The organism is Arthrobacter sp. SLBN-83 (assembly GCF_006715285.1).
Taxonomy (GTDB): domain Bacteria; phylum Actinomycetota; class Actinomycetes; order Actinomycetales; family Micrococcaceae; genus Arthrobacter.
The window spans coordinates 1-22,866 of sequence record NZ_VFMX01000001.1 but is presented as its reverse complement, the minus strand read 5'-3'; the positions used below and the strand labels follow the sequence as shown (position 1 = coordinate 22,866).

Sequence of the window (22,866 nt, the reverse complement as noted above, 5' to 3'; positions counted from 1 at the left end):
ACGGCGTATCAGGAGACGAAAGATGAAACGCACGAAGAAGATGACCCTGGGCCTGTCAGCCGCCGCGCTGGCGCTCGGTGCCGGAATCGGCGTTGCCGGCATGGCCTCTGCCACCACCACGACACCCACTCCCACGCCCACTTCGAGTTCCAGCGCTTCGGCTGACGGAAGCTCCGGCACTGCCCAGGACGGAATGGGCAGGCACGGCGGCCGCGGCGGACACGGGATGGAACAGGCCTCCGCGCTTGCGGCGAAGCTCGGTGTGGACGAGGCCAAGGTGACTGACGCGTTGAAGGCCTTCCGTGAGGCCAACAAGCCCGCCACGCCGCCTGCCGAGGGACAGAAGCCGGACCCGGCTGCCCGGGAGGCTGCGCTCGCCAAGTCGCTGGCCGATTCGCTGGGCATTGATGAAGCGAAGGTGACAGCTGCCCTCCAGGAGATCCGCAGCGAGGAGCAGTCCGAGCATGCTGCGGCACTTAAGACCCGCCTGGACAAGGCGGTCACTGACGGGAAGCTGACGCAGGCCGAGGCTGATGCGGTGACCAAGGCCGTGCAGAACGGCGTGATCGGCGGTGGCGGCCGCTGAGCGGGCTGAGGAGTCATTAACGCAGAAGAGCGTCCCCGGGAAAACTTCCCGGGGACGCTCTTCTATTAGGCGCGTTATGCCTTTGCATCCTGCAGTTCGCGGGGTGCGGTGTCGGCAGTGGTGCCGTCGGTGGCGTCAGTCACGGCGTCGCTGTCATCCACGAACGGGGTGCCGTTGCGCGGCGCGTTGTACAGGGACTCGTCCAGGATGCCCTGGCGCTTGGCCACGATGGTGGGGACCAGTGCCTGGCCTGCAACGTTCACGGCGGTGCGGCCCATGTCCAGGATGGGGTCGATGGCGAGCAGGAGTCCGACGCCGGCCAGCGGCAGTCCCAGCGTGGAGAGCGTCAGGGTGAGCATCACCACGGCGCCGGTGGTGCCGGCGGTGGCGGCGGAACCCAGGACCGAGACCAGGGCGATCAGCAGGTACTGGCTGAAGTCCAGGTGGATGCCGAAGAACTGGGCCACGAAGATTGCGGATACGGCCGGGTAGATGGCTGCGCAGCCGTCCATCTTGGTGGTGGCGCCCAGCGGCACGGCGAAGGAAGCGTAGGCGCGGGGGACGCCCAGGCTGCGCTCAGTGACACGCTGGGTCAGCGGCAGCGTTCCCACGGAGGAGCGGGAAACGAAGGCCAGCTGGACGGCGGGCCACACGCCCGAGAAGTACTGCTTGATGGACAGGCCGTGGCTGCGCACCAGGATGGGGTAGACCACGAACAGCACCAGGACCAGGCCGGCGTAGATGGCCACGGTGAACTTGCCGAGCGAGCCGATGGTGTCCCAGCCGTAGACGGCGACGGCGTTGCCGATCAGGCCGATGGTGCCCAGCGGCGCAATGCGGATGATCCACCAGAGGACCTTCTGGATGACGGCGAGGGCCGAGGCGTTGAGCTTCAGGAAGGGCTCGGCAGACTTGCCCACCTTGAGGGCGGCGACGCCCACTGCGATGGCAATGACCAGGATCTGCAGGACGTTGAAGCTGACGGAGGTGGTGACGGCGCCGGAATCGCCGACAGTGGAGCTGGCACCCAGGCCCAGGAAGTTCTTGGGGAAGAGGCCCACCAGGAATGCCCACCAGTCACCGGACTTGCCGGTGTACTTGGCGTCCCCCGAGATGCCGGTGTTGGCGCCGGGCTGCAGCAGGACGCCCAAGCCCATGCCGATCAGTACGGCGATCAGGGACGTGATGGCGAACCACAGCAGTGTGTTCCATGCCAGCCTGGCGGCGTTGGATACCTGGCGCAGGTTGGAGATGGAGCTGACGACGGCGGTGAAGATCAGCGGAACGACGGCGGTCTGCAGCAGGGACACATAGCTTGAGCCGATGGTCTGCAGCGTGGCGCCGAGTGCGTTGGGGTTGGCCTTGGTGCTGCCGGTGTACTTTGCCAGCAGGCCGAGGCCAAGGCCCACGATGAGGGCGGCGATGATCTGGAAGCCGAACGAGCCGGCCCACTTGGGCAGCTGGAATCCGGTCTTCCCTGCGGAAGGTGGGGTGCTTGTCTGAGTGCTCACCAGAACAAGCTAGACCCCGGGCCAATACCACGTCGAACGAACATTGAGAAATATTACGCGCCAATATACGCGGCTGAAACTTGAAAACCCTGAAAAATCAAGGCTATACGCGGCTTTTGTTACTTATTCCCAGCGGCGGTGTGCTTAACATCTCGCCCGAAGGGGTGGGTGGGCGGCATCCGGCAGCGCGCTCCCCACCGGCACCCTGACCTCGCAAGCTCGGCCAGGGAACCCTGCCAGCGTGGGCCCATCCGCGACGAAGGAGCAGCGCGCCGAGGATGTTGCCCGCCCACCCCGCAGGGGCAGGCTAGGAAAGCAGCGCCCGGCGGAGGGTGTCGAGTCCAACAGAGCCGATGTTGAGGGCCTTGGTGTGGAACTCCTTGAGGTCGAACCCGGGCCGTGATTCCAGTTCGGCGCGGATCTGTTCCCAGAGGCGCTGGCCGACTTTGTAGGAGGGGGCCTGGCCGGGCCAGCCGAGGTAGCGGGTGAACTCGAAGTTGAGCTGCCCTTCGCTGATGGGGAGGTTCTCCTTCAGGAAGCCGTACCCCTTGTCGGCGGTCCAGGTGCCCGAGCCCCAGCGTTCGGGCATCTCGAGTTCGAGGTGCACGCCGATGTCGAAGACCACGCGCGCTGCCCGCATCCGCTGCATGTCCAGCATGCCCATGTGGTCGCCGGGGTCGCTCAGGTAGCCCAGTTCCTGCATGAGCTTCTCGGCGTAGAGGGCCCAGCCTTCGCCGTGCCCGGAGGTCCAGCAGACGTTCCGGCGCCACTTGTTCAGCAGCTCCCGCCGGTACGTTGCGGTGGCCACCTGGAGGTGGTGGCCGGGGACGCCTTCGTGGTAGACCGTGGTGGTTTCGGCCCAGGTGGTGAAGGTGTCTTCGCCGGCAGGGACGGACCACCACATGCGGCCTGGGCGGCTGAAGTCGTCGGAGGGTCCGGTGTAGTAGATGCCGCCCTCGTCGGTGGGGGCGATCCTGCACTCGAGCTTCTTCATGACGTCCGGGATGTCGAAGTGCACTCCGGCGAGTTCGGCCACGGCCTTGTCGGAGAGGCCCTGCATCCATTCCCGCAGCGCCTCAGTGCCCTTGAGCTGGCGCGCGGGATCGTTGTTGAGGATTTCCTTGGCTTCGGCGATTGTCGCGCCTGCCTTGATGGTGGCCGCGACCTCCTCCTGCTCCGCGATGAGGCGGTCGAGTTCCTGCACGCCCCATGCGTACGTTTCCTCCAGGTCCACTTCGGCGCCCAGGAAGGAGCGGGAAGCCAGGGCGTACCGGGCCCTGCCCACGGCGTCCTTCTCCGGCGCGGCCGGGAGCAGTTCGGTGCGCAGGAATTCCGCCAGGCCGGTGTAGGCGCTCCGGGCGGCGTCAGCGCCGGCGTCGAGCTTGTCCTGCAGCGCCGAGGGCAATGGCCCGGCGGAAGTCGAGGCCTCCGCGGCCAGCTTGGCGAAGAAGCCGTCTTCGGCGGCGTACTTGGTGACCTGTTCGATGACGATCCGGACCTGGCGGGCAGCGGCCACCTTGCCGGCGTCCCGGGCCAGGCGCAGGGACTCGGTGTAGCCGCTGATGGCCGCCGGCACCTTGTGGGCGCGCCCCGCCATGTGCTCCCAGTCCTGCTCGGTATCGGTGGGCATGAGGTCGAAGATGGCCCTGATGTCCTGGGCCGGGGAGGCGATGTTGTTCAGTTCCGCGTACTCCCAGCCCGAGGCGTGAATCAGAAGTTGCAGGCCCAGCCGCTCCCGCATGGCGTCCAGGGTGACGGCGTCCACGTCGTCCTCAGGCTCCAGGCCGTCCAGTGCGGCGAGGGCGTCCCGTGCCGCCTCTGCGAAACCGGCGATGCCGGCGGGGGAGAAGTCCTGGTATTCCGTCTCATGTCCGGGCAGGCCAAGGGTGGTGGCAAACGTCGGGTTGAGCCTGATCAGGGTATCTGTGTAGTTGTCCGCGACGGCATCGATCCGGGTGTGCGGGCGGGCTGCGGAAGAGGTGTCTGTAGTCACACCCCGAGCCTAACGGGGCTACGTGGGCAACGTCAGCATGCCCCGCCGGTGCATGGGCCCCATCCGCCGAGGGTTCCCTGGCCGAGCGAAGCGAGGCTAGGGAGGGGTGGGGACTACGCCCCGCCGTGGCTGCGCTTCCAGGCGCCCGGGCCCGGCGTGGGCGCGAGCCGCAGCTGCTGCCGCCGCACCCAGTGCCGCACGCTTGGTGCCTTGGCGGGAGCAGGGCTTTCCCCGCCCAGGGAAAGTACGACGGCGGTCAGCGCGGCCAGTTCCTCGGCGTTCGGCTGCCCTTTGACAACCGAGAGCAAGGGTGCGGCCGGCAGGTTCTCTTCGGCAGGGCCGGTGGGGAGCGTCGTCACAGCGGAATGTTCCCATGCTTCTTGGCGGGCAGGCTGGCCCGTTTGTCGCGCAGGGCCCGCAGTCCCTTGATGATCTGGATGCGGGTATCCGAGGGGGCGATGACGGCGTCCACATAGCCCAGTTCGGCGGCCTGGTAGGGGTTGAGGAGTTCTTCCTCGTACTGGCGGATCACCTCGGCGCGGCGGGCTTCAACATCGCCGCCGTCTTGCGCGACGGCTGCAAGATCGCGCCGGTACAGGATGTTCACCGCGCCCTGTGCCCCCATGACGCCGATCTGCGCCGTGGGCCAGGCCAGGTTGAGGTCGGCGCCGAGCTTCTTTGAGCCCATGACGATGTAGGCGCCGCCGTAGGCCTTGCGGGTGATGACGGTGAGTTTGGGGACAGTGGCCTCCGCGTAGGCGTACAGGAGCTTGGCGCCGCGGCGGATGATGCCCTGGAACTCCTGGTCCTTGCCCGGAAGGAACCCGGGAACATCCACCAGCGTGATGATGGGAATGTTGAAGGCGTCGCAGTGGCGGACAAACCGGGCGGCCTTTTCGGAGGCGGCGATGTCCAGGGTGCCGGCGAACTGCAGTGGCTGGTTGGCCACAATACCTACCGTGTGGCCCTCCACCCGGCCGTACCCGATCATCACGTTGGGGGCGTACAGGGCCTGCATCTCCAGGAAGTGACCGTCATCCACGATCTGTTCCACCACGGCGCGCATGTCGTAGGGCTGGTTGGCCGAATCCGGAACCAGCGTGTCCAGGGCGAGGTCGTCGTCGTCGACTTCCAACTCCTGCTGGTGCCCCAGCACGGGGGCCTCGGACAGGTTGTTGGAGGGCAGGAAGTCCAGCAGTTCGCGCACGAATTCGATGGCGTCGGTTTCGTCCGAGGCCAGGTAGGTGGATGTTCCGGTGGTGGCGTTGTGCTGGCGGGCGCCGCCGAGGGTTTCCATGTCCACGTCCTCGCCGGTGACGGTCTTGATGACGTCGGGGCCGGTGATGAACATGTGGGAAGTCTTGTCCACCATCACCACGTAGTCGGTAAGGGCGGGGGAGTAGGCGGCGCCGCCGGCCGAGGGGCCCATGATGATCGAGATCTGGGGTACCACTCCGCTGGCGTGGACGTTGTTCCGGAAGATGTCGGCAAACATGGCCAGCGAGGCCACGCCTTCCTGGATGCGGGCGCCGCCGCCATCCAGGATGCCGACGACGGGGCAACCGTTCCGGAGCGCGAACTCCTGGACCTTGACGATCTTTTCACCGTTGACCTGGCTCAGCGATCCGCCATAGACCGTGAAGTCCTGGCTGTACACGGCAACCAGGCGTCCGTCCACGGTGCCGTAGCCGGAGACCAGCCCATCGCCCAGCGGCTTCTTCTTTTCCATGCCGAAGGCGGTGGAGCGGTGGACTGCGAGGGCGTCGAACTCAACAAATGAGTCCTCGTCCAGCAGCAGGGCGATGCGCTCGCGGGCGGTGTTCTTGCCCCGCGCGTGCTGCTTTTCGATTGCTTCGGGGCCGGAGGGCTGTTCGGCACGCGCCTGGCGGTCGCGGAAATCGGCAATCTTCCCCGCTGTCGTTGTCAGATCGTGGCTCATCAAGTGTCTCCGGCTCTGTAGCAGGTCAATTCCGTTGGCTGGCGCGTCAGGCTGGGCGGCGCTTTAAGTAGCATCCACACAAAAGACGAACCCTGGTGGCAAGTCTAGTGACGCTTTGGGCGCCCACGGCTGTAGGGAACCTACAATTTTCTGCCGTTCCAGCCGCCTCGCAACAATGTTACTCGCCGGTAACTTAGTTGGGCTACAGTGGTGCCATGACCTCAAGCGACGATGCTTTGCATGCTCCCGACAGCCCTTACCGGGCGGCAGGTTCCCTAGGCGGACGGACCATCCTGATCTCCGGCGGCAGCCGCGGAATCGGGCTCGCCATAGCCAAAAGGGCGGCGCACGACGGCGCCAACATCGTGCTCCTGGCCAAGACGGGGGAGCCGCATCCCAAGCTGGAGGGCACCGTCTACACCGCTGCGGAGGAACTGGTGGCGGCGGGCGGCCGGGCGCTGCCGCTGGTAGGGGACGTACGCAGGGACGAAGATGTGGCCCGCGCGGTGGAAGCCGCAATGGAGCGGTTTGGCGGCATTGACGTCGTCATCAACAACGCGTCCGCCATCGACCTTTCCACCACGGACAAGGTGGACATGAAAAAGTACGACCTCATGCAGGACATCAACGTACGCGGCACCTTCCTGCTGTCAAAGCTGGCCCTGCCGGCGCTCCGGGCCTCGGAGCAGGGCCACATCCTCACCCTCTCGCCGCCGCTGAACCTGCACCCCTCCTGGGCGGGAAAGCATCTTGCCTACACAATGGCCAAATACGGGATGAGCCTGACCACCCTGGGCCTCGCCGAGGAGCTGAAGGCGGACGGGATCCGGGTCAACTCTTTGTGGCCGTGCACCCTGATCGACACGGCAGCCATCCGCAACATGCCCCACGGTGAAACCATGGTCATGGCCGCGCGCGGCCCCCAGATCATGGCGGACGCCGCCCATGCCGTCCTGACCGGAGCCAACCTCGGTGCCGGTGCGCCGCCGTCGGGCAACTTCTACACGGACGAGCAGGTCCTGGCCGCTGCCGGCGTGACGGACTTCCGCCCCTACAGCCTTGGGGCGCCCGAGGACCAGCTGGTTCCGGACATCTTCCTGTAACGGCGCCACCGGCGCGGTAGTCCGCTCGGTAGGATTTAGGTATGGACGACGCACACGCACCGGGCACCCCCTTGAATCGAGGGGACCTGGCAGACCAGCGTTTCCTGTCCGCCACCGGGATACCCCGGATCGACGTGGTGGATTCCACCGGCTCCACCAACGCTGACCTCCTGCGCGGTGCCACGGTGGATCCCGCGGCCTGGCCGGACCTCTCCGTCCTCACCGCCGAATACCAGACTGCCGCCAGGGGCCGGCTGGACCGGCACTGGGAGGCTCCGCCGCTGAGCTCGGTGTCCGTCTCGGTAGTCCTGCGCCCGGTCAACGCGGACGGACGGCCGTTGCCCACGCAGAGCTACTCCTGGATTTCCCTGATCGCAGCCCTGGCGCTGCGGGAGACCCTCCTGGAAACCGCCGGCGTCCCCGCCGAGCTCAAATGGCCCAATGACGTTTTGGTGCGTGGCAGGAAGATCGCCGGCATCCTGGCGCAGCTTGGACCGATGGCGGACGGCAACGTGCCCCCCGTCATCTTGGGCACCGGCCTGAACGTCACCCTGCGCGAAAGTGAACTTCCCGTTCCCACCGCCACCTCGGTGGCCCTCGAAGGTGGCCGCACCACCGACCGCACGGCCCTGCTGAAGAGCTACCTGTCCCACTTTGCGGTGCTGTACCGCAGTTTCTGCAATGCCGACGGCGACCCCACAGCAGGCATGGCGGGTGGGCCGTCGCTGCACAAGAGGGTGGAGGCCGTCATGGTCACGCTGGGCAAGCAGGTGCGGGCCCAGCTTCCCGGCGACCACGAGATCATTGGACATGCCTCCCGGCTGGACGACTACGGGTCGTTGCTGGTGCTGGACCGCGACGGGCGCGAGCATGTGGTGACTGCCGGGGACGTGGTGCACCTGCGGCCGTGGACAGCGCCGGATGCGCCGGACCAAGGCGGTTATGCGTAAAACCCTCGTTCCCGGGGAGCAGGTCATCGTCACAACCCGCCCGCAGCCCAGGAGGCTGGCCGGAGCTGCCGTGGCCTTCGTGCTGGCCCCGGCGCTGGCCGCCTATGCCAGCGCCTGGATTATCCGCGGCGGTGCCGCGCGCCTGGCACCCGTGCTCGGCCGCCAGTGGACGCCGTGGCTGGTCAGCGCCTGTGTCCTCGCGGCTGCGGCGGTATGGCTGGGCTACTGCCTGCCCCGGCTGCTCCGCTGGCAGGGCACCCGTTACACCCTGACCAGCCAGCGGATGGTGGCCCGGTACGGCCTGCTGAACCGGCGGGACCAGCAGGTGAACCTCGCCGCGGTCCGTAACCTGACCGTCCACGAATCAGTCCTGCAGCGACTGGTGCGCTCCGGGAATATATCCTTGGAAACCGGGTACCAGGGCGTGGTGACCTTTCGCGACGTGCCTGAGGTTGCAAGGTTCCGCGACTTTATCCTCGATGCCATCGGGGAATTGCCGGAAGAAAGCGGAGCCCAGCCGGGCGGCGCGACGTATGACCCCGCCGGTGCGTTTCCGGAGGATATGAGAGAAGGTGGACGGGATGACCGATGAGGACCAGCAGGAACGCGTCGACAGCATCGCACCCGGCACCGCAGCCTTTGACCCTGCCGCTTTTAAATCCGCCGCTCTTGACCCTGCCGCTTTTGATTATGACGCCGGCCCCGCCGCCACCCCGTCGGATTCCGGGCCCGCACCCGAGCCGGTGACGCCCGCCGTCGACCGGCACCCGCCCACCGGCGCCATGTCCGCCGAACGCCTGGCCATGAAGGCACTCGAGGCGCGCCTGCTGGGCGGGGAACGCAAGCTCCGCCGTCGTGAGGTTGCCGCCGGCGCGGGCCTCTCCCTGCTCTCCGCCCGCAAACTCTGGCGCGCCCTGGGGTTCCCGAACTTCGGCGACGAGGACGTTGCCTTCACGGAGCGCGACCAGGCGGCCCTGTCCACCGTGGTGAATTTGGTCCGCGCCGGCAAGCTCACGGAGGAAGCAGCCATCTCAGTCACCCGCTCGATCGGGCAGATGACGGACCGGATGGTGGTCTGGCAGATTGAGGCCCTGGTGGAGGACATGGTCCACGAACAGGGCGTGACGGATGCCGTGGCCCGCAAGCGGCTGGTCAACGAGCTCCCGGCCCTGGTGGACGCCCTCGAGGAAGTCCTGGTGTACTCCTGGCGTCGCCAGCTCAATGCCGGCGTCCAGCGGCTCGCCGTCCGTGCCGAGGCCGGCCTGCAGGCGAGCGAAGAAGGCCGGGAAGGCGACGAGGACGACGCGCCGCTGCCCCTGGCCCGTGCCGTGGGGTTCGCGGACCTGGTTTCCTACACCAGCCTGTCCCGCCGCATGAACGAAAAGACGCTCGCCCGCCTGGTCCAGCGTTTTGAAAACAAGTGTGCCGAAATCATCTCCGTGGGCGGCGGACGGCTGGTCAAGACCGTGGGCGACGAAGTCCTCTACATCGCCGAAACCCCGGCGGCCGGCGCCGAGATTTCCCTGGCGCTGGCCGAGGCCTTCACCGAGGACGAGATCCTCCCCGAAGCCCGGGTGGCCATGGTGTGGGGCAGGATCCTGTCCCGCCTCGGTGACATTTACGGTCCCACCGTCAACCTCGCAGCACGCCTGACCACCCTCGCCGATCCCGGCACAGTCCTGGTGGACTCCATGACCGCTTCCGCCCTGGAGCACGACGAGCGGTTCGTCCTGATTCCGCAGGCCCCCGAAAACGTCCGCGGGTTCGGCGAGATCAATCCGGTACGCCTAACCCGCGGCCGCGGCAAGGGCCTGGTGCTCGACTAGGCCCCTGGTGAATCCCGGGCTCGTCGTACTGCTGCCGGCGTGCTTGTAACTGTTTATCCACTTGTTGGGGAATTAGCGGTACTGTTGTGCTGCCCGGCTTCCATGGAAGCCGGTATCCGGCCGTGAGCCAGAATTCTGGGGAGATTCAACGAATGAAACGTCGCGGACAAACCCGCGTCCAAAGCACTGCTGCCGCCATGCCCAAGCGCCGGTTTTCGCGCCCGCGGTGGTTTCCGGGTACTGCGTTTGGTGCTGTGGTGGCTGTGGTGGTGACGGGTGCTGTGTTGTATCCGGGGTTTAAGACCACTGAGGTGGAGTTGAATGACGGTGGCGTGTGGGTGGTGTCGAAGTCGAAGAATGCTGTGGGGCGGTTGAATTATCCGTCGCGGGTGTTGGATGGGGCGGTGACGCCGGCGTCGGCGACGTTTGATGTGTTGCAGCATGCCGGTGAGGTGTTTGTTGATGATGAGACTGGTTCGACGTTGAATCAGGTGTCGCCGGCGAATATGCGTCTTGGTGGGGATAAGCAGTTGCCGGGGGCGGCTGATGTGAGTTTTGGTGCCCGGACGATTTCGGTGACGGATGCTGCGTCGGGGAAGGTGTGGGCGGTGTCGCCGTCCACGGTGAATGGTTTTGATAAGGAGGCTTCGGAGCCGGTGATGGTCGGCTCGGCGGGGATTGTGTCGGCTGTTGGGGCTGATGACCGGATTTATTCTGCGGATCCGAAGACCGGTGTGGTGACGGTGACGGGGGTGGATGCTGATGGTGCGGTGACGTCGTCGGAGTCCAGTACCTGGGATGGGCTTAAGGGTGCCGGGGATTTGCAGATGACGGTGGTGGGGGACCGGCCGGTGGTGTTGGATGCTGCGGCGGGGAATTTGTTTTTGCCTGGTGGTAAGCGGTTGCAGTTGGAGAATGCGCGGGATGCGAAGCTGCAGCAGGCGGGGCCGGGCAGTGATGTTGTGGCGGTGGCGACGCGGAAGGCGTTGTTGGAGCAGCCGTTGGATGGCGGGACTGCGAAGACGGTGTCGTTTGATGGTGAGGGTGTTCCTGCTGCGCCGGTGCAGTTGGGTGGGTGTGTGCATGCGGCGTGGTCGGGTGCGAATAAGTATGTGCGGGATTGCACCAATAATGGGGACGATAAGAAGGTGGACGTGCCCAAGGCGAGTGCGTCGCCGTCGTATGTTTTCCGGGTGAACCGGGACCTGGTGGTCCTGAACGATGTGAACTCCGGCAATGTGTGGTTGGTGAACCAGAACATGCAGCTGGTCAACAACTGGGACGACGTCATTCCGCCCAAGGAAACCTCCGACGACGCCGATAAGGACTCCGCCGACGAAGTCCAGCAAACCGTCCTGCCGGACCGCACCAAACCCAACAATGCCCCGGTGGCCAAACCGGACCAATTCGGTATCCGCGCCGGAAAGACAACCATCCTGCCGGTGCTGGACAACGACTCCGACCCCGACGGCGACGTCCTCACCGTCCGCACCCCGGAAGGAGTCAAGACCGGTGCCGTATCACCCATCTACGGCTCCACCGGCCTGCAGATCGCGGTACCCGCCGACAAAACAGGCAGCGAAACCTTCAAGTACACCGTGGACGACGGCCGCGGCCTCTCCGCGTCGGCGGACATCACCTTGAACGTCGTCCCGCCCGGCACCAACACCCCGCCGCGCCAGAAGCCCAACCGGAACACCACGCTGGTGGTCCAATCCGGCAAGGCCGTCACGCAAAACATCCTCACCGACTGGATAGACCCCGACGGCGACGACCTGTTTGCCGTCTCCGTCTCCAGCAGCGACCCCCTTGACCAGGCCCGCATCCGCCCCGACGGCCAGCTGACCTTCCAGGACTCCGGCGCCGGCCCCGGCCGCAAGGTCCTGACCGTATCGGTCTCCGACGGGCAGTCCACAGCAGAGGGCAAGGTCACCGTGGATGTCCGGAGCCCCGGCGCCCTGCCTCCCATCGCCAACGCAGACCACGTGGTGGCAGTTGCAGGCACCGACACCGTGATCACGTCGCTGAAGAATGATTCCGACCCCCAGGGCGGGACTCTGCGGCTGGCACAGGCCAGCCCCGATGCTGAATCCACTGCCACCCTCAACCCGGACCAGCAGACCTTCACCTTCAACTCCCGTACCGTCGGGGCGCACTACGTCAGCTACCTGGCGACCAACGGCCCCGCCAGCGCACAGCAGCTGGTACGCGTGGACGTGGTGCCGGGCACCGACGAGGGAGCGCCCGTTGCCGTCCGCGACACCGCGCTGCTGCCCACGGGCGGAGATGTCCTGGTGGACGTCCTTGGCAACGACTCCGACCCGTCGGGCGGTGTCCTGGTGGTGCAGTCCGTGACTGCCGACGCCGGACTGCCCGTGAGCGTCGCGGTGCTTGACCACTCCGTGGTGCGGATCACCGACATCCGCGCCGAAGGCCAGTTGACCGTGCGGTACACCGTCTCCAACGGCCGCTCGTCCGCCACCGGCGAGATTGCCGTGCTGATGGTTCCCGCGCCGGCCAAGCTCCAGGCACCCCAGGCAAAGCCGGACGAGGCCACCGTCCGGGTCAACGACGTCGTCACCATCCCCGTCCTGGCCAACGACTCCGACCCCAACGGCTCCAAGCTCACCCTGCTGCCCGATCTCGCCCAGCAGCCTGACGCCGCCGACGGCCGCATGTTCGTGGCGGGCGACCAGCTCCGGTTTATCGCCGGACCCGAGGCAAAGACCGTCTACGCCATTTACAAGGTGCAGAACGCCTCCGGGCAGGTGGATTCCCAACAGGTCACCATCCGCATCCGCGCCCGCGACGACGACCGGAACACCCGGCCCGAGCCCCGTAACCTGACCGCCCGGGTGGTGGCTGGGATGACTGTCAAGGTACCCGTGCCCCTGGACGGCATCGACGCCGACGGCGACTCCGTCCAGCTCATTGGCATCGACAAGGCACCCGCCATGGGAACAGCCGTGGTCCGGGACGGCTACCTGGAATTCACCGCCGCTGGTGATGCCGCGGGCACCGACAGCTTCACCTACCGCGTCCGTGACCGGATTGGTGCCGAGAACACCGGCACCGTCATCGTCGGCATTGCCCCGCCGGAGGCCAACAACCAAAAACCCATCGCAGTGGACGACGCCGTAGACGTCCGGCCCGGCCGCAAAGTGGCCGTGGAGGCCCTGGCCAACGATTCAGATCCCGACGGCGATCCCCTCAGCCTGGTTTCCGACGGTTTCGAGGCCGCACGCGAACTGCAGGTCGAGGCGACGGATGGTGCCAAGGTGCTCTTCACCGCACCTGCGGCCGCCGGCAACGAAAGCATCAGCTACCGCATCCAGGACGACAAGAAGGCTTCCGCCAGTGCCGTGATCCGGATCCGGACCAGCCCCGATGCGGATCTCAAACGGCCCGTGGCCAAGGATGACCGGGTCACGGTGGCCGAAACTCTGGGCAAGACCGCCGTGGATGTCCCGGTCCTGAAGAACGACTCCGACGCCGACGGCGTGGCGGCAGACCTCACCATCAGCCTGCCCGACGGCAACCCCAACGCCCGCGTGGGCGGCTCCGGCAACGTGGTGGTGACGCTGACCCCGGAGGACCAGCTGATTCCCTACACGGTGACCGACGTCGACGGCCTCACCTCCACGGCCCTCATGTGGATCCCCGGCCAGGGCGTGCAGTACCCCACCCTGGCCAAAACGGAGCCGGTCGAAGTCATGGCCGGCAAGGACATCACCCTGGACCTCGCCGAATACGTCCGGGTCCGCAACGGCCGGACCGCCAGGGTCACCGTGGCTGATTCCGTGCGGGTCCAGGGCGGATCGCCGGAGGGCGTCATCCAGTCCGACGGCAAGGCCCTCCGCTACACCGCGAAACCCGATTATGTGGGCCCCGGCTCCATCACCTTCGAGGTGACGGACGGCTCCGGACCCGAAGACGGCGACGGCTTGAAAGCCACGCTGGTGATCATGACCAAGGTAATCCCCGACCCCAACGCCAACCACCCGCCCACCTTCAGCGGCACCTCCGTGGACGTTCCGAAAGCCGAAACGGCAACCGTTGACCTGGCCGGGCTGGCCAAGGATGTGGACGAACGGGACAAGGACAACCTCCGCTTCGAACTGGACGGCACGCTTCCCGCCGGGTTCACCGCAAAGGTCGACGGCGCCACGCTCGCCATTACTGCCGACGGTTCCCTTGGAATCGGCGTCACCGGAAACATCCAGGTGAAGGTCACCGACGGCAGGTCAGCCGCCGTAGGGGCCACCATCACGGCCCGCCACGTTGCCTCCAACAGGCCCCTGCCGGTTGCCAATGATGACGTGGTGGACAAAGCCAACGCCGGGAAGACGGAACAGGTCAACGTCCTGGCCAACGACTTCAATCCGTTCCCGGACACACCCCTGCGGATCATTGGCGCCACCGTGGAGACCGGAGCCGCGGCCGGGCAGCCGGCGGTGGCAGGCGACAGCATCACCGTTACCCCGGCTGACGGGTACAAGGGCGTCATGGTGGTCCGCTACACCGTGGGGGACAAGACGGGGGACCTGTCACGCCAGGTCGACGGACGCCTGCGGCTCACAGTCCGCGGCAAACCCGACGCGCCTTCGGCCCCCAGCGCCACCGACGTCCGGAGCCGCACTGCGGTGCTCAAGTGGGCTCCGCCGTCGGACAACGGCGCCCCCATCACCGGGTACACCGTCCGTTCGAACAACGGCTTCGAACAAAAGTGCCCCACCACCACCTGCACCTTGAGCGGACTCACCAACAATGTGAAGTACGTCTTCACGGTGCTGGCCACCAACGAGGTGGGGGACTCCCAGGCTTCCCCGCACTCCAACGAAATCCGTCCTGACGAAAAGCCGTCCCCGCCGGAGGCGCCCACGGTCAAGGCCGGCGACAAGACCATGGCCGTCAACTGGCCCGCTGCGAAGACCGAGGGCTCGCCGGTGAAGCACTACAACCTGGAGATTTCGCCGCCACCGGCCAGCGGGGTTGCGGTTAAGAATGAGGTAGCCGGGCTGAACTACACCTGGACCGGCCTCACCAACGGCGTGAAGTACAAAGTGCGCGCGCAGGCTGTCAACGAGCTTGGCCCGTCCGACTGGGGGACCTACTCTGCCGAAGACAACCCGGCCGGCGTTCCGGCGGCACCTGCCGCCCCGTCATCCGCCGTCGCATCCTCCGTGGGCACCCAGAACCAGCTGCGGGTCACCTGGGCCGAACCCACTACCAACGGCGACCCCATCAGCACCTACTACGTCACCATGAGCGGCGGCAACGCCGCGGACCAGACGCAGGCCGTCCCGGGCAACGTCCGCACGGCCAACTTCACCGCCAACAACTCCGAGGCCGCCTATACCTTTACGGTGCAGGCGGAAAACAAGGCCGGAAAGGGAGCGGCCAGCCCGCCCTCGGCACCCCGCCGTGCCACCGGCAAGCTGTCGCCGGTCTCCGGAGTTACAGCCACGCCGGCGAACACCGGCGGAGCCGGGCGCTCGGTGACGGTGGACTTCCGCAGGCTGACGGCGGCCGAACGCAACGGCTCAGCCGAGAACGAAGTCAGCTACACGTACAACGCCAGCAACGGTACCCGCGGGCCCATCACGCCCGGGCAGATCATCAGCGGCTTCAGCAACGGCACCGCGGTCAGCATCACCGTGATCGCCAATTCCACGGTGGCGCCGAGCTCGGACAGCAGTGCACCCGCCACCACCACGCCCTACGGATCCCCGGGCACGCCCTCAGCGTCCGGGCAGGACGGGGCCGTGAATCAGAAGTCGGCCACCCTCAACTGGTCCTCACCGTCCACCAGCACCAACGATGTGGCGCAGACCAAGATCAGGATCAACAACGGCGGGTGGGAGAGCGTTGCCCCCTCCGGCAGCAGGACGGTCAACACGGCAAACTTCGGGGACACCGTCACCATCGCCGTCCAGACCTTCAACTCCATGGGCACCGGCAGCGCAGTGGTCACGGCCAGCGCCAACGCGGGCAAGCAGGGGCTCTGGGAAACCAGGATCAAGACTTCCGACCCCAACTTCGTCCGGAGCTGCACGTTCACCCTGGGCGGGTCCAACTACCGGCCAAGTCCCTACTTCGACTGTGACGGCGTCAACGCCGACAGCCCGCCGTGGTTCTACAAGGCAGACCAGGACCGCATCATGGTGGCGTGCTACATCGATCAGAGCGATAACTGGTCCGGCAACGGCATTGTCCGCTGGTGGCGGGTTGAATCCGGTTCGGCACGCAACGTGGGCCGATACGTCATCGCCGGCCACACCACGCTTGCGGACCCCGCATCGCTGGGAGCACCGCATTGCTGACACAGGCAGTTCCGGCAGTCCGCGGGCAGTTGTCCCCATCGCGGGGGTTGCAGGGCTTCGGTAGGCTTGCCGCGGGGAAAGAAAGCCTGCTGCCTGTCCTTCGACCAGGCCGCCATCTGGCTACACAATCTGAGGGAAAAGTAACGCTGTGACAACTCTGCTGGGGAAGCTTGGGCTGAAAAAGCGACACAGGAAACTCGTCACCGGTACTGCGTTTGGTGCTGTGGTGGCTGTGGTGGTGACGGGTGCTGTGTTGTATCCGGGGTTTAAGACCACTGAGGTGGAGTTGAATGACGGTGGCGTGTGGGTGGTGTCGAAGTCGAAGAATGCTGTGGGGCGGTTGAATTATCCGTCGCGGGTGTTGGATGGGGCGGTGACGCCGGCGTCGACGACGTTTGATGTGTTGCAGCATGCCGGTGAGGTGTTTGTTGATGATGAGACTGGTTCGACGTTGAATCAGGTGTCGCCGGCGAATATGCGTCTTGGTGGGGATAAGCAGTTGCCGGGGGCGGCTGATGTGAGTTTTGGTGCCCGGACGATTTCGGTGACGGATGCTGCGTCGGGGAAGGTGTGGGCGGTGTCGCCGTCCACGGTGAATGGTTTTGATAAGGAGGCTTCGGAGCCGGTGATGGTCGGCTCGGCGGGGATTGTGTCGTCTGTTGGGGCTGATGACCGGATTTATTCTGCGGATCCGAAGACCGGTGTGGTGACGGTGACGGGGGTGGATGCTGATGGTGCGGTGACGTCGTCGGAGTCCAGTACCTGGGATGGGCTTAAGGGTGCCGGGGATTTGCAGATGACGGTGGTGGGGGACCGGCCGGTGGTGTTGGATGCTGCGGCGGGGAATTTGTTTTTGCCTGGTGGTAAGCGGTTGCAGTTGGAGAATGCGCGGGATGCGAAGCTGCAGCAGGCGGGGCCGGGCAGTGATGTTGTGGCGGTGGCGACGCGGAAGGCGTTGTTGGAGCAGCCGTTGGATGGCGGGACTGCGAAGACGGTGTCGTTTGATGGTGAGGGTGTTCCTGCTGCGCCGGTGCAGTTGGGTGGGTGTGTGCATGCGGCGTGGTCGGGTGCGAATAAGTATGTGCGGGATTGCACCAATGATGGGGACGATAAGAAGGTGGACGTGCCCAAGGCGAGTGCGTCGCCGTCGTATGTTTTCCGGGTGAACCGGGACCTGGTGGTCCTGAACGATGTGAACTCCGGCAATGTGTGGTTGGTGAACCAGAACATGCAGCTGGTCAACAACTGGGACGACGTTGTCCCGCCCAAGAACCAGTCCGAGGACCAGGACCAGGAATCCGCGGACAACAACACCATCAATGTCCTCCCGGACCGCACCAAGCCCAACCGGCCGCCGGAAACCAAGCCGGACGGCGTTGGTGTCCGCCCTGGCCGCACCACCATCCTCAGCGTCCTGGACAACGACTCCGACCCCGACGGTGACGTCCTGACGGCTGCCTTGGCGGCGGACGCCGGACCCAAGTCAGGCACCCTCGAAAGCATCTACGGCGGGACGGCCTTCCAGATCACCGTCCCCGCCGATGCCAAGCCGGGCACGGAGACCTTTAACTACAGTGCCTCCGACGGCCGCGGCCTGTCCGCCACCGGCCAGGTCACTTTGACGGTCGTGGGGCCGGACGAAAACAAGCCGCCCAAATTCAAGCGCGGCGAAGACACCACCATGCTCGTGGAACAAGGAAAGACGGTCAGCCAGAACATCCTTACCGACTGGATCGATCCCGACGGCGACGACCTGGTCCTGCTCGACGCGAAGGCTGACAACGACCAGGACCAGGTCAAGGTCCGGCGCGACGGGCTCCTCACCTTCCAGGACTCCGGCGCCACGGCGGGCAAGAAGAATGTCCAGGTGACCATCTGGGACGGCCGCGCCACGGTTACCGGCAAGGTTGTGGTCAACGTCCAGCCGCCCGGAGCCCTGGCACCGGTGGTCAACGCCGACCACGTCACGGCCGTCGTGGGCCAGGACCTGGTGATCTCACCCCTGAAGAACGACGTCGACCCCAACGGAGGGGCCCTCCGACTGGCGCAGGTGGAAGTCAACGGGCCGGCCGAACTCGGCCCCGTGACCGACGGCGGCACCTTCACGTTCCGCAGCAGCACCCCCGGCCCGGTCTACCTGACCTACATCGCCAGCAACGGGCCGCAAAGCAGCCAGGGACTCATCCGCGTGGACGTGGAGTCCGGGAACGACGGCGGCGATCCGGTGGCGGTGCACGACGTTGCCCTGATGCCCACCGGCGGAAGCGTGCTGCTGGACCCGCTGGCGAACGACTCCGACCCCTCTGGCGGAGTCCTGGTGCTGCAGTCCGTCAAGCTTCCGGACAACGCCACCGTATCCGTCAGCGTGATCAACCACAGTGTCCTCCGGATCACCGACATTCTGGGGACCAAGGACCCCATACTGTTCGAATACACCATGTCGAACGGCAAGAAGTCCGCCACCGGCAGTGTCTCCGTGGTACCCGTCCCTGCGCCGGCCGTGGTGGAAGCGCCGCAGCCCAAGCCGGACGAAGTGAATGTGCGCGCCAACGACGTAGTCACCATCCCCGTCCTGGACAACGACACCCACCCGCAGGGCCAGGAACTGAGCGTGGATCCCGTCCTGCCGCAGGCGGTTGATCCCGCCGACGGCAAGAGCTTCGTTTCCGAGAACACCCTGCGTTTCATCGCGGGCAGCCAACCCAAGACAGTCCGGGCCATCTACAACGCCGTGGACCCGCAGGGGCAGAAAAGCGCCGCCGCCGTCACCATCCACATTTTGCCGCTCGAAGGCGCGGAGAACTCCCGGCCGCAGCCGCGGAACCTCACCGCGCGCGTGGTGGCGGCCGGCACCGTCCGGATTCCCGTTCCCTTGGACGGCATCGACCCCGACGGCGACTCCGTGCAGCTGACCGGCATCGACAGCACCCCTGCCATGGGCACCGCCACCGTGGGCAGCAATTTCATCGATTTCACGGCCGCCGGCGACGGTGCCGGAACCGACACGTTCCGCTACAAAGTAGTGGACCGCCAAGGCGCCGCCAATACAGGCACCGTGACGGTTGGTATTGCACCCCGGGGCGAGATCAACCAGAAGCCCACCCCGGTGGACGACGAAGTCCGGGTCCGCCCGGGCCGGCAGATCGCCGTGGATGCCATTGCCAACGACACCGATCCCGACGGCGACCGCATCCGCATCCTCACCGACGGCATCGAGGCAGATCCCGCCCTGCAGGCCACCGTGAGCAAGAACAGCGGCCGCATCATCCTCCTGGCCCCTAAGGAGGCCGGCACCGTCAACGTCCGGTACACAGTTGCCGATGACCGCGATGCCACCGCCCAGGCCACTATTCGCCTGGTGGTTGACAATGACGTGCCCCTGAAGGCCCCGATCGCCCGCGACGACAGGGTCACCTCCGCCCAGGCCATGGGCAAGACCGCCGTTGACGTGCCGGTCCTCAAGAACGACGAGGACCCGGACGGTGTAGGCGAAAACCTGAAGATCAGCACCGAGGCCACCACTGCCCGCCCGGGCGGCAACGGCAACGTGCTGGTGGACCTCACCGAACAGCCGCAGCTCATCCCGTACACCGTCGAAGACGTGGACGGCCAGCAGTCCGCCGCCATCATCTGGGTGCCCGGCCTGGGCCAACAGATTCCCACCCTGGCCAAGGACGAGGTCCTGGAAGTGGTGGCCGGGCAGTCGGTCGACGTCGACCTGAAGGAATGGGTCAAGGTTCGCGAAGGCCGGTCGCCCCGCATCACCCAGGCGGACAGGATCAAGCTCATCGGAGCCGACGGCGGCGACCCCATCATCCGTGACGGTGCCGGGCTCAAATACTCCGCCGGCGCCGACTATGTTGGCCCTGGATCGCTCACCTTCGAAGTGACCGACGGCTCAGGACCTGACGATCCTGCCGACCTGAAGTCCACCCTCAGCATCAGGACCAAAGTGCTGCCGGACCCCAACAAGAACAACCCGCCGGAGCTGCTGGGCGCCAACGTGGATGTTCCCAAGGGCGACTCGGCCAGCACCGACCTGGGCAAGCTGACTTCCGACCCCGACCAGGACGACGTCGAGAAGATGAAGTACCAGCTGATAGGGGACTCTCCGGGAGGCTTCAACGCACGCATCGAAGGCCAGACGTTGAAGGTTTCGGCTGCGGATTCCACCGCCACCGGCACCAGGGCTGCCGTCCAGGTCAAGGCGACGGACCCGCGCGGGCTTGAAGCCACGGCGACGTACCAGCTTGCCGTGACGGCCTCCAACCGGCCCAAGCCCGTGGCCAACGACGACGTCGAGCCGAACGCTGCGGCAGGAAAGCCCGTCACCATCAACGTCCTGGCAAACGACGCCAACCCGTTCCCGGAAACCCCGCTGAAGATCATTGCCGCGAACACCGAGACCGGCAGCGGCAACGTGGGCGTCAACGGTGATTCGATCACCGTTACCCCGGCGCCGGGCTTCACCGGAACCCTGGTGGTTGCGTACACGGTGGAGGACAAGACACAGGACAGCTCCCGGCACGCCACGGCCCGGGTCCGGCTCACCGTCAAGGACAAGCCCACGGCTCCCACCACGCCGCAGGCCCAGAGCGTAGGGGACCAAACCGCACTGCTCAACTGGTCCGCGCCCGCCGACCGCGGTTCAGCCATCACCAAGTACACCGTGTACGGGGAGGGCGGCTTCCGGCAGGACTGCCCCGCCAACACCTGCACCCTGAACGGCCTGACCAACAACACCACCTACCACTTCCAGGTGACGGCCACCAACGAGTTTGGTGAGTCCGAGCGTTCCCCGGCCTCGGCCGATGTCCGCCCCGACGTGAAGCCGGACACCCCCCTGGCGCCGTCGTTGAAGTTCGGCGACAAGCAGTTGACGGTCGCCTGGACCGCTCCGGCCAGCAAGGGCTCGCCCGTGAAGTCCTATGACCTGGAAATCTCGCCGGCTCCTGCCGGCCAGAACGCCCAGATTCAAGGGCTGACGTCGGTCAATTACGTGTGGAAGGGCCTCCAGAACGGCGTGTCCTACAAGGTGCGGGTCCTGGCCCGGAACGACGCCAAGGATCCGTCTGAGTGGAGCCCGTATTCGGCTGCCGAAGTTCCCGCCGGCGTGCCCGCAACACCGGCAGCGCCAAGCGTGGCACAGGCCACGCCCGTGGGTTCGCAAAGCCAGCTGCGAGTGGTGTGGTCGGCGCCGAATAACAATGGTGACGCCGTCTCCGGTTACACGCTGACCACACTCCGGGGCGGAGCCGCCATTGCCAGCCAGCAGGTGGCCGGCACGTCCCAGAACGTCACTGTGGACAACTCGGAGTCGAGCTACACCTTCACCGTTTCGGCCACCAACAAGGCGGGCACCAGCGGCACCAGCGCGCCGTCGGCTGCAACGCGTGCGGTGGGCAAACCCGGAACGGTGGCAGCGCCCTCGGCCACCCTGGTGGATACCAACGGGAACGGCGGCAAGATCGATGTCCGGTTCACGCCACTGACGGACGCCCAGCGCAACGGCTCGGCGACCAGCGAAATCACCTATCGCTACAGCCTGACGTCCGGAGGTGGGTCAGGCTCCATCCCTGCCGGCGGTGGCGTGGTGGCGGCAGCCAACGGCACGCAAACATCTGTAGTGGTGTGGGCGGTCTCTTCCCGCAGCACCTCCGCAGGTGACGCCAGTGCTCCATCCAACGCCGTCAACCCGTACGGTTTGGCCTTCGCCCCGAATGTCAACGGCAGCAAGAGCAGCGGCGTCGGCGACAAGACGGTCTCCTGGACCTGGAACCAGCCGGACGGCAACGGCCGGGCAGTGACTGGCTACCAGATCAGCCTGGACAACGGCGCATGGCAGGACACCACACAGCGCAGCTTCTCCAAGAGCGTTGGATACGCCGAGACGCACAAACTGGAGGTACGCGCCATCAGCGGCGGACAGCAGGGCCGCATCGGCAGCGATACGTCCAGCAGCGGCGCAGCGCCGCCGCCACCGGGACCCAAGCTGTGGAACGTCACGGTCCGGGTCAACAGCTGCCTGGAGGAAGCCAAGGGCAGCGGAGACCACTGGTCCAGCGGAACCTGCACGTCCTACATGATGCCTCAGGGCTCCAACCTTGGACTCGAGTGCTACCGCGACGGATGGGGCTCAAGCCGCTGGTACTACATCTACGAACGCAACGGCAGCCGGTGGACCAACCAGTACCGGTTCATCAGGGCTGACACCATCACCGGCTCAACTGCCGGCATGGGTTCCTGCCCGGCCAGCTACTAAGACCGCGGCAACCCGGTCTTTCACAACAACACGACAAACCAGCCACAACCAGAGGAAGAACAACCTTCATGACCATGACCATCGAGCAGGCCGAGTGGTTTGCCGACACATTCGAAAAGCTGGTTGCCAACGTGGGGCAGGCGGTGTTGGGCAAGGAGCACGTCATCCGCCTGACCTTCACCGCGATGCTGGCCGAGGGCCACGTCCTGTTCGAGGATGCGCCAGGCACCGGCAAGACCTCCCTGGCCCGTGCCCTTGCGGCCACCGTGCAGGGCTCCAACAACCGCATTCAGTTCACCCCCGACCTGCTGCCGTCGGACGTGACCGGTGTGACCGTCTACGACCAGAAGACGCAGAAGTTCGAATTCCACAA

The 22,866-nt window shown here is 66.0% G+C and carries 12 protein-coding genes; 8 read left to right on the top strand and 4 right to left on the bottom strand.

All coding sequences use genetic code 11. The features are described from left to right. Window positions 1-22: 22 nt before the first annotated feature. A complete protein-coding gene (locus FBY30_RS00060; protein ID WP_142130601.1) occupies window positions 23-586 on the top strand; it encodes a hypothetical protein in 564 nt (187 codons plus the stop codon). 74 nt (window positions 587-660) lie between these two features. On the opposite strand, the gene FBY30_RS00055 is transcribed toward FBY30_RS00060, so the two are convergent. From FBY30_RS00055 to FBY30_RS00040, 4 genes are all read right to left on the bottom strand, one after another. Continuing rightward, window positions 661-2,097 carry a dicarboxylate/amino acid:cation symporter gene (locus tag FBY30_RS00055; RefSeq protein ID WP_142130600.1) on the bottom strand — a complete coding sequence of 479 codons (1,437 nt, stop codon included), beginning with the start codon at window positions 2,095-2,097 and terminating at the stop codon, window positions 661-663. A gap of 307 nt (window positions 2,098-2,404) precedes the next feature. Continuing rightward, the gene (locus tag FBY30_RS00050) at window positions 2,405-4,090 is read right to left on the bottom strand and encodes a DUF885 domain-containing protein (protein WP_142130599.1); all 1,686 of its coding nucleotides are present in this window, start codon (window positions 4,088-4,090) and stop codon (window positions 2,405-2,407) included. A 113-nt stretch (window positions 4,091-4,203) separates the two neighbouring features. After that, the gene (locus FBY30_RS00045; protein ID WP_235009273.1) at window positions 4,204-4,449 is read right to left on the bottom strand and encodes an acyl-CoA carboxylase subunit epsilon; all 246 of its coding nucleotides are present in this window, start codon (window positions 4,447-4,449) and stop codon (window positions 4,204-4,206) included. After that, window positions 4,446-6,029 carry an acyl-CoA carboxylase subunit beta gene (locus tag FBY30_RS00040; protein WP_142130598.1) on the bottom strand — a complete coding sequence of 528 codons (1,584 nt, stop codon included), beginning with the start codon at window positions 6,027-6,029 and terminating at the stop codon, window positions 4,446-4,448. The genes FBY30_RS00045 and FBY30_RS00040 overlap by 4 nt, the downstream gene beginning before the upstream one ends. Window positions 6,030-6,244: 215 nt before the next feature. Here FBY30_RS00040 and FBY30_RS00035 point away from each other — a divergent pair, with 215 nt between their 5' ends. The 7 genes from FBY30_RS00035 to FBY30_RS00005 all read left to right on the top strand — a co-directional run. After that, a complete protein-coding gene (locus FBY30_RS00035) occupies window positions 6,245-7,132 on the top strand; it encodes an SDR family oxidoreductase (protein ID WP_142130597.1) in 888 nt (295 codons plus the stop codon). A gap of 41 nt (window positions 7,133-7,173) precedes the next feature. Then, the gene (locus tag FBY30_RS00030) at window positions 7,174-8,082 is read left to right on the top strand and encodes a biotin--[acetyl-CoA-carboxylase] ligase (RefSeq protein ID WP_142130596.1); all 909 of its coding nucleotides are present in this window, start codon (window positions 7,174-7,176) and stop codon (window positions 8,080-8,082) included. Then, entirely contained in the window at window positions 8,075-8,674 is a 600-nt protein-coding gene (locus tag FBY30_RS00025; protein WP_142130595.1) for a PH domain-containing protein, read from the top strand. The genes FBY30_RS00030 and FBY30_RS00025 overlap by 8 nt, the downstream gene beginning before the upstream one ends. After that, window positions 8,664-9,908, top strand: coding sequence for an adenylate/guanylate cyclase domain-containing protein (locus FBY30_RS00020; protein WP_142130594.1), 1,245 nt, complete (start codon window positions 8,664-8,666; stop codon window positions 9,906-9,908). Before FBY30_RS00025 ends, FBY30_RS00020 begins: the two co-directional genes overlap by 11 nt. Window positions 9,909-10,060: 152 nt before the next feature. Then, window positions 10,061-16,231 (top strand): Ig-like domain-containing protein, encoded by a 6,171-nt coding sequence (locus FBY30_RS00015; RefSeq protein WP_142130593.1) that lies wholly within the window; start codon window positions 10,061-10,063, stop codon window positions 16,229-16,231. A gap of 148 nt (window positions 16,232-16,379) precedes the next feature. Beyond that, window positions 16,380-22,493: an Ig-like domain-containing protein gene (locus tag FBY30_RS00010; protein ID WP_142130592.1), complete on the top strand. Its 6,114-nt coding sequence runs from the start codon at window positions 16,380-16,382 to the stop codon at window positions 22,491-22,493. Between the two features lie 68 nt (window positions 22,494-22,561). Next, window positions 22,562-22,866, top strand: a 305-nt coding sequence (locus FBY30_RS00005) for an AAA family ATPase (protein WP_160141439.1), incomplete at its 3' end; no start/stop codon positions are given.

Coding starts and splice junctions, on each gene's coding strand:
- FBY30_RS00025 (WP_142130595.1), top strand. CDS start 8,075: ATGCGTAAAACCCTCGTTCCCGGGGAGCAGGTCATCGTCACAACCCGC.
- FBY30_RS00060 (WP_142130601.1), top strand. CDS start 23: ATGAAACGCACGAAGAAGATGACCCTGGGCCTGTCAGCCGCCGCGCTG.
- FBY30_RS00015 (WP_142130593.1), top strand. CDS start 10,061: ATGAAACGTCGCGGACAAACCCGCGTCCAAAGCACTGCTGCCGCCATG.
- FBY30_RS00035 (WP_142130597.1), top strand. CDS start 6,245: ATGACCTCAAGCGACGATGCTTTGCATGCTCCCGACAGCCCTTACCGG.
- FBY30_RS00040 (WP_142130598.1), bottom strand. CDS start 6,029: ATGAGCCACGATCTGACAACGACAGCGGGGAAGATTGCCGATTTCCGC.
- FBY30_RS00020 (WP_142130594.1), top strand. CDS start 8,664: ATGACCGATGAGGACCAGCAGGAACGCGTCGACAGCATCGCACCCGGC.
- FBY30_RS00030 (WP_142130596.1), top strand. CDS start 7,174: ATGGACGACGCACACGCACCGGGCACCCCCTTGAATCGAGGGGACCTG.